At 70.7% G+C, this 8,171-nt stretch carries 7 protein-coding genes; 1 reads left to right on the top strand and 6 read right to left on the bottom strand.

The features are described 5' to 3' along the window. Window positions 1-108: 108 nt before the first annotated feature. From ABZY57_RS31030 to ABZY57_RS31005, 6 genes are all read right to left on the bottom strand, one after another. Window positions 109-1,374 carry a 6-phospho-beta-glucosidase gene (locus ABZY57_RS31030; protein WP_356517604.1) on the bottom strand — a complete coding sequence of 422 codons (1,266 nt, stop codon included), beginning with the start codon at window positions 1,372-1,374 and terminating at the stop codon, window positions 109-111. 6 nt (window positions 1,375-1,380) lie between these two features. Then, complete coding sequence (locus ABZY57_RS31025; protein WP_356517602.1) at window positions 1,381-2,310, bottom strand: carbohydrate ABC transporter permease; 930 nt, start codon at window positions 2,308-2,310, stop codon at window positions 1,381-1,383. Window positions 2,311-2,315: 5 nt separating this feature from the next. Next, window positions 2,316-3,266, bottom strand: a complete 951-nt coding sequence (locus ABZY57_RS31020; RefSeq protein ID WP_356517600.1) for a sugar ABC transporter permease — start codon at window positions 3,264-3,266, stop codon at window positions 2,316-2,318. A gap of 4 nt (window positions 3,267-3,270) precedes the next feature. Beyond that, window positions 3,271-4,605 (bottom strand): ABC transporter substrate-binding protein, encoded by a 1,335-nt coding sequence (locus tag ABZY57_RS31015; RefSeq protein WP_356517598.1) that lies wholly within the window; start codon window positions 4,603-4,605, stop codon window positions 3,271-3,273. A gap of 128 nt (window positions 4,606-4,733) precedes the next feature. Beyond that, entirely contained in the window at window positions 4,734-5,981 is a 1,248-nt protein-coding gene (locus ABZY57_RS31010; RefSeq protein WP_356517596.1) for an ROK family transcriptional regulator, read from the bottom strand. A 173-nt stretch (window positions 5,982-6,154) separates the two neighbouring features. Next, window positions 6,155-7,246: a mechanosensitive ion channel family protein gene (locus ABZY57_RS31005; RefSeq protein WP_356517594.1), complete on the bottom strand. Its 1,092-nt coding sequence runs from the start codon at window positions 7,244-7,246 to the stop codon at window positions 6,155-6,157. Between the two features lie 261 nt (window positions 7,247-7,507). On the opposite strand from ABZY57_RS31005, the gene ABZY57_RS31000 reads away from it, so the two are divergent. Further along, a complete protein-coding gene (locus tag ABZY57_RS31000; protein WP_356517593.1) occupies window positions 7,508-8,065 on the top strand; it encodes an HNH endonuclease in 558 nt (185 codons plus the stop codon). Window positions 8,066-8,171: the final 106 nt, after the last annotated feature.

The raw sequence follows: 8,171 nt of genomic DNA, 5'->3' as shown, positions 1-8,171 counted from the left end.
TCCTCCAACTACATGGTCCAGGACCTGTGCTTCTTCCTGGAGGCCCTCGGCGTCCGGGTCGACGGCGTCGGCACCACGACCCTGACGGTCCACGGGGAACGGGCCGGCTCACGCCCATGCCAGGTGCTCCTTGTTGTGCGCGAGGAGCCGGTCCGTCAGCCCCTCGGCGAGGTCGAACTGGCCGACCAGCGGGTGCGCCAGCAGTGCCTTGAAGACGCGCTCGCGGCCGCCCCGCAGCGCCGCGTCGAGCGCGAGGTCCTCGTACGCCGTGACGTGGGCGATGAGCCCCGAGTACAGCGGGTCCAGCCGGGGCACGGCCAGGGGCGAGGGCCCGGAGCGGTCCACGCGCGCCTGCACCTCGATCACCGCGTCGTCCGGGAGGAAGGGCAGGGTGCCGTTGTTCAGCGTGTTGACCACCTGTACGGCGCTCCCGCCGTCGCCCAGCAGGGCCGCGGCCAGGTCCACCGCGGCCTCCGAGTAGAAGGCGCCGCCCCGCTTGGCGAGCAGTTCCGGCTTCTCGTCCAGCGCGGGGTCCCCGTACAGGCCGAGCAGTTCCTTCTCCATCGCGGCGACCTCGGCGGCCCGCGAGGGCTTGGTGCCGAGCTCCCGTACCACCTCGTCGTGCGCGTAGAAGTAGCGCAGGTAGTACGAGGGGACCACCCCGAGCCGGTCCAGCACGGTGCGCGGCAGGCGCAGGTCCGCGGCGATGGCGTCGCCGTGCCGGGCGATGAGCTGCGGCAGCAGGTTCTCGCCCTCCGGGCCGCCCTTGCGCACGCCCAGCTCCCAGGTGAGGTGGTTGAGGCCGACGTGGTCGAGGTGGATGTCGGCCGGCGTCAGGTCGAGCATCGCGGCGAACCTGCGCTGGAAGCCGATGGCCACGTTGCACAGCCCGACCGCCTTGTGCCCGGCCTGGAGCAGGGCACGGGTGACGATCCCGACCGGGTTGGTGAAGTCGATGATCCACGCGTCCGGGTTGGAGCGCCGGACCCGCTCGGCGATGTCGAGGACCACCGGGACCGTGCGCAGCGCCTTGGCGAGGCCGCCGGCTCCGGTGGTCTCCTGGCCCACGCAGCCGCACTCCAGCGGCCAGGTCTCGTCCTGGAGCCGGGCCGCCTGCCCGCCGATGCGCAGCTGCAGCAGGACCGCGTCCGCGTCGGCGACGCCCGCGTCGAGGTCGGAGGTGGTGGTGATCAGGCCGGGGTGCCCCTGCTTGGCGAAGATCCGCCGGGCCAGGCCGCCGATCAGCTCCAGCCGGTCGGCGGCCGGGTCGATCAGCACCAGCTCGCTGATGGGCAGGGTGTCGCGCAGCCTGGCGAACCCGTCGATCAGCTCGGGGGTATAGGTGGAACCGCCGCCCACCACTGCGAGTTTCATGGTCACTCAGCCTTTCACTCCGGTCAGGGTGACGCCTTCGACGAACGCCTTCTGGGCGAAGAAGAAGAGGACGATCACCGGGGCCATGACCAGCACGGTTGCCGCCATGGTCAGGTTCCAGTTGGTGTGGTGGGCGCCCTTGAAGGACTCCAGTCCGTAACTGAGGGTCCAGGCGGCCGGGTTGTCCGAGGCGTAGATCTGCGGGCCGAAGTAGTCGTTCCAGGCGTAGAAGAACTGGAACAGCGCCACGGCCGCGATCCCGGGCTTCGCCATCGGCAGCACCACCCGCAGCAGGGTGCGCACCTCGCCGCAGCCGTCGACCTTCGCCGCGTCCAGGTACTCGTCCGGGATCGTCAGCAGGAACTGGCGCAGCAGGAAGATGGAGAAGGCGTCACCGAAGGCCATCGGGATGATCAGCGGCCACAGCGTGCCGGACAGGTCCAGCTGCTTGGCCCAGAAGAGGTACATCGGGATGACGACCACCTGGGGCGGCAGCATCATCATGGCGATGACCAGCATCAGCGACAGCCGCCGGCCGCGGAAGCGGAACTTGGCGAGGGCGTAGGCGACGGGCAGCGAGGAGACCACGCTCAGCAGGGTGCCGAGGCCCGCGTACATCAGGGTGTTGCGCCACCAGGTCAGGAAGCCGGGGGTGTCCCACACCTTCGCGTAGTTGCCCCACTGCCAGTGGTGCGGCCACAGGTCGCGGGTCAGGGCCTGCTGGTCGCTCATCACCGAGGTCAGGAAGAGGAAGACGAAGGGGAGGAGGAAGAAGAGCGCCGCCGCGACGCCGAGGGAGTGCACGGCGATCCAGTGCAGGGCGGCCCTGCGGCGCGCGGTGCGCAGGGCCCGCGCGGAATCCGGCGTACCGGACGGGGCGGGGCGCGGGGCGCGCTCGGCGCCCCGGGTGATGGTCTGGCTCTGGTTCTGGCCCATGGCCGTCAGTCACCTGCCTCGATCAGTCCGCCGCGCCGCCGCATCAGCAGCGCGGTGAAGGCCATGGAGAGGGCGAACAGCACCAGGGCGACCGCACAGGCGGTGCCGTAGTCGAAGCGCTGGAAGCCGACGTTGTAGATGACCTGGGGCAGGGTCAGCGTGGACTTGTCGGGGTACCCGGGCTCGAACTGCTGCCCCGAGCCGCCGATGACGCCGGAGGCGACCTTCCCCGCCACCAGGGGCTGTGTGTAGAACTGCATGGCCTGGATGACACCGGTGACCACCGCGAACAGGATGATCGGCGAGATGTTCGGCAGGGTGATGTGGCGGAACCGCGCCAGCGGCCCGGCTCCGTCCAGCTCGGCTGCCTCGTACTGCTCGCGCGGTACGTCGAGCAGCGCGGCCATGAAGATCACCATCAGGTCCCCGATCCCCCACACCGCGAGCGCGGTCAGGGCGGGCTTGGACCAGGAGGCGTCCGTGAACCACCCGGGCGTGGGCAGCCCGACCGCGTCCAGCAGGGTGTTCACCGGGCCGGTGCCCGGGTTGAGCAGGAAGACGAAGGCCAGGGTCGCCGCCACCGGAGGGGCCAGGTAGGGCAGGTAGAACAGGGTGCGGAAGACGCCCGTGCCCAGCTTGATCTTCGTGATGAGCAGGCCGATGCCCAGGCCGAAGGCGACCCGGCAGGCGACCATGACCACGACCAGCCACAGGGTGTTGCGCATGGCCGGCCAGAACATCGGGAGGTCGGAGAAGAGGTAGGTCCAGTTGTCCAGCCCGTTGAAGACGGGCGGGCGGAAGCCGTCGTACTTGGTGAAGGAGAAGTAGACGGTGGACAGGAGCGGGTAGGCGAAGAAGACGCCGAACCCGATCAGCCAGGGCGACATGAAGGCCGCCGTGCGCAGCGCCGACCTGCGGCGCTTGGTGCGCAGTTCGGGGGAGAGGGTGCCGTCCATCGGACTACTTGGCCTTCGCGATGTCCGTGTCGATCTGCTGGTCGGTCTTGGCGAGACCGGCCGGGATGTCCGCGACCTCGCCCTTCTCGACCGCGTACGCGAAGTCGGTGAAGGTCAGCTGGTAGGTGCCGCCGTCCGCCTGCGCCGGGGTGGTGGTCGACTTGGGGTGCTTGGCGATGTCGATGAACGTCTTGAACTCCGGGCTCACCTGGAGCTTGGGGGAGTCGAGGGCGGCCAGCGTGGAGGGCACGTTGTGGATGGCGTTGGCGAACTCCACGACGGCCTCGGTGTCGGTCGTCATGTACTTCGTCAGCTCCCAGGCGGCCTTCTGCTTCTTGCTGCCCGAGGCGATGCCCATGATCGTGCCGGAGAGGTAGCCCTTGCCGTACTCGGCGATCCGGTCGTCCGGGACGGGCATCGGCGCGGTCCCGATCTCGAACTTCACCCCGGCTTCCTTGGCCATGTTCGCCCGCCACTCGCCGTCGATCTGCATGGCGACCAGGCCCAGGTGGAAGGGGTGCTCGGCGCTCCACTCGTCACCGAAGGTGGTGCGGAACTTCTCCAGCTTCTCGTACCCGCCCAGCTTGGCGACCAGGCCCTTCTGCGCCGTCAGCATCTGGGCGAAGCCCGGGTCCTTGGCCAGGTTGGACTTGCCCTCGGCGTCGAAGTACGCCGGGCTCCACATCGCGGCCAGGCGCTGGGGGGCGGTCTCGTAGCCGTGGAAGGTGGGCATGATGCCGAGCTGCTGGTACGAATCCCCCTTGGCGATGGTCAGCTTCTGCGCGGCGGCCTCGAACTGGCTCCAGGTCTTGGGGGGTTCGGTGATCCCGGCGGCCTCGAAGGCGGTCTTGTTGTAGACGAGGCCGTACGCGTCGTTCAGCAGCGGCAGCGTGCACTGGTTGCCGTTGAACTGGGTGTACTGCAGAAGGGTCTTGGGGAAGACCTTCTCCTTGTCGATCCCGGACTTCGCCAGGAAGGGGTTCAGGTCGGCGAAGGCGCCGGTGTTGCAGAACTTGCCGACGCTGTCGGTGGTGAAGGAGGAGACCACGTCGGGGGCCTTCTCCCCACCGGCCCGCAGCGCCTGGTTGATCTTGTCGTCCGTCATGTTGCCCGTGACGTTCACCTTGATGGCCGGGTGCGCCTTCCGGAACCGGGCGATGTTGTCCTCGATCGCCTTGATCTCGCTGGGGGCGGACCAGCCGTGCCAGAAGTTGAGGGTGACGTCCTCGTTCGGGCCGTCGGCGGCCGTGTTGGAGGCGGAGCCCGTACACGCGGTGGCGAGTACGGATATCGCGGCGACTGCGGTGGCGGCGACGGTCAGGCGGCGGATTCCGGGCATGGCGGAGTCACTCTCTGCGCGGGGGGACTTCCTGGAGGGGTGGGGCGGGTGGTTGCCCGACGCGGGGGGAGGTGCGGTGCGGATTTCCCACGGCGAGCTGCGGGGCGGGTGGTGCGGGGTGGTGCGGTTCAGCGGCGGGAGGTGTCGAAGACCTCGTCGCGGGTCGCGGCGAGGGCGCTCTCCAGCGCCCCGCGCAGCACGGGCCGTTCCCGTACCTCGCCGGTCACCAGCAGGGGCCGGGACGGGGCGAGGTCGGCGAGCTCGGCTTCGAGGATTTCGCGCAGCGGCTCTCCGCCGGCGATGGTCAGTGCGCCGGAGAGGATCACGATCTCCGGGTCCAGTACGGCGACCAGCGAGGCGAGACCGGTGGCGAGGGCGGTGGCGTACTCCCGCAGGAGTCCGAGGTGGCCGCCTTCGGGCGCGGCGGCGGCCTGGGCCAGCAGCGCGGCCGCCGCTTCGACCATGGCCCCGGACTCGGCCCCGTGCACGGCGCCGTGCACCGAGCCGGTTCCGGCCGCGGCGGCCGGCGGTGCGTCGACGCCGTGCCGGGCCGCCATCGCGGGCAGTACCTGTGCGCCGGCCAGTTCCTGGTAGCCGCCGGAGTTGACCCGGGTGACCTGGCGGACCAGCGGGTGCCCGGCGACCGGCAGGAAGCCGATCTCCCCGGCGCCGCCGGTCCAGCCGCGGTGCAGCCGCCCGCCGAGCACGAGGGCGGCACCGAGGCCCTCCTCGTTCCACAGCAGGACGAAGTCCTCGTGGCCCCGGGCGGCGCCGAGCCGCTGTTCGGCGACGGCGGCGAGGTTCACGTCGTTCTCGTACTCGACCGGCATCGGCAGGGCCGCGGCGAGCTCGTCGAGCAGCGTGGGGGACTGCCAGCCCGCCAGGTGGTCGGCGTAGCGCAGCACCCCGGTGCGGGGGTCGAAGGAGCCGGGGGTCGCGATGACCACCCGGTGGATGTCGGCGAGGTGCAGCCCGGCGTCCTTGACGGCACCGCCGAGGGCGCGGGTGACCTGCTCGACCGGCCCGGTGTCCTGCGCGTACGGGAGCTCGTGGCTGCCGATCACCTCGCCGGCGAGGTCGGCCACGGAGGCGAGGATCCGGCCCGGGGTGACGTCGAGTCCCGCGACGAAGGCGGCCCGCGCGTTGACGGCGTAGAGCTGTGCGTTGGGGCCGGGGCGGCCGGTGGCGGTGCCGGTGGCCACGACGAGCCTGGCGGCCTCCAGGCGGGCCAGCAGCTGGGAGGCGGTGGGCTTCGAGAGGCCGGTGAGGTGCCCGATCCGGGTCCGGGAGAGCGGACCGTGCGTCAGCAGGAGCTCCAGTGCGGCCCGGTCGTTCAGGGCGCGCAACAGGCTGGGCGTACCGGGTGTGGCGGGCATGGGGTGACTTCTCTCTCACCGAGGTGAACTGTTAGGTAAGTTTCCTATTGGTGGGTCGCTCGTGTCAATGGTGGTGCGCATCAATGGTGGTGCGTACGCCACTGCCCCCGCAGGCCGGGCCTGCGGGGGCAGTGGGGAGTGATGCGTATGGGGAGTGACGGGTGAGGCGGTCGCTACTTCGTGATGCGGGGGGCCGAGCCGCCCACGGCCGGCTGCGGGATCTCCGCGGTGGCCAGGGACTGCGGGGAGGTCGGGTTCGCCAGCGCCGACGGCGGGGCGACGGAAGCCGAGGGGTCGGCCGGGGCCGCATCCTCCTCGGGCGCCGGCAGGCCCCCGACGATCCCGATGCCCGCGGCGTCGAAGGCGTCCTTGATCCGCCAGCGCAGCTCGCGCTCCACGGCGAACTGCTGGCCCGGCATGGTCTTCGCCGACACCGACACCGACATGGAGGCCAGCAGCACCTCGTCCAGGCCCAGCACCTCCACCGGACCCCACAGCCGCTCGTCCCAGGGGGACTCCTTGGCCAGGGTGTCGGCGATCCCCTTGATCACCTCGCGGATGCGGGAGAGGCTCTCGGTCGGCTTGACCTGCACCGCCACGCTCGCCGTGGCCCAGCCCTGGCTGAGGTTGCCGATCCGCTTGATCTCGCCGTTGCGGACGTACCAGATCTCTCCGTTGTCGCCGCGCAGCTTGGTGACGCGCAGGCCCACCTCCACGACCTCGCCCGAGGCCACCCCGGCATCGATCTTGTCGCCGACGCCGTACTGGTCCTCAAGGATCATGAACACGCCGGAGAGGAAGTCCGTGACCAGGTTCCGGGCGCCGAAACCGATCGCCACGCCCGCCACACCGGCGCTCGCCAGCAGCGGTCCCAGATTGATGTCGAGCGCGCCGAGCACCATCAGGCCCGCCGTGCCGAGGATCAGGAACGAGGCCACCGAACGCAGTACGGAACCGATGGCCTCGGACCGCTGGCGGCGGCGCTCGGCGTTGACCAGCAGCCCGCTCAGGGCCGTGCCCTCGACGGCATCCGCGCCGCGGTTCATCCGGGTGATCAGCTTGGTCAGCGATTTGCGGACCACCGAGCGCAGGGCGAAGGCGATGACCACGATGAGGAGGATCCGCAGGCCCAGGTACAGCCATCCGGCCCAGTTCTCCTCTATGAAACTGGCGGCGTTCGTGACGCTCTCGTGGGTTTCTCTGATCGTTTGGGACGCGTCCGGGTTGTCGGCTGCGAGCGGGAGCAGTGCGGCAGGCCTGGGCACGGCGGGAACCTCCAGATGTGGCGTCCTGCCCGCGGAAGGGATGGGGCGGGCAGACCATCCACCCTAACGGGGCATTAGGCCGGACTTGTTGCCATGTTCGAGGGAGAGACCAGACTCACGCGGGGAGGAAGCGGGTGTGGTCGAAAACACCTCGGACCCGTTACGGGCGCGTGGTGGCGCTTCGACCAGCCGTAAGGGGAGACTGGAAAGCAGATCGTCCCGGCGCGAGCCACGCGCCGCCGGCGTACAAGGAGGCAGTCCGTGCCGCACGTCCTGGTCCTCAACGCGTCGTACGAGCCCCTCGGCGTCGTACCGCTCCGTCGCGCGCTCGTCCTCGTCCTGGAGAACAAAGCCGTCTCCCTGGAAGAATCCGGCGCCTTTCTGCACAGCGCGACAAGGGCCGTCCCCGCTCCCAGCGTGGTTCGGCTCAAGCGCTTCGTGCGGGTCCCCTACCGGGGGCCCGTTCCACTCACCCGCCGCGCGCTGTTCGCACGGGACGGCGGCCGCTGCATGTACTGCGGGGCCGTCGCCACCAGCGTCGACCACGTCGTCCCCCGCAGCCGGGGCGGCCAGCACGCCTGGGACAACGTCGTCGCCGCGTGCCGCCGCTGCAACCACGTCAAGGCCGACCGGCACCTCGTCGACCTCGGCTGGCGGCTGCGGCACCAGCCGGCTCCGCCGTCCGGGCTGGCCTGGCGGATCATCGGGACGGGGCACCGGGATCCGTGCTGGATGCCGTACCTCCAGCCGTACGGGGCGGAGGACGCGCTGGATCGCATCGGGGTGCCGGTGGCCGCCGCCGCGGCGGTCGCGTCCTAGCCCCCTGGGGCCGGTCCCCGGCTGCGCGCGTGCCGCTGCGCGGGCCGCCGCCGTGCAGCGACCCTTGCCGCTGCGCGGGGGCTGTCCCCTACCCGCCCTTCGCCCG

Source organism: Streptomyces sp. NPDC006450 (genome assembly GCF_040612195.1).
In the GTDB taxonomy this organism is placed as follows: domain Bacteria; phylum Actinomycetota; class Actinomycetes; order Streptomycetales; family Streptomycetaceae; genus Streptomyces.
The sequence above is the reverse complement of the archived record's forward strand: the minus strand, read 5'-3'. Positions and strand labels throughout refer to the sequence as shown.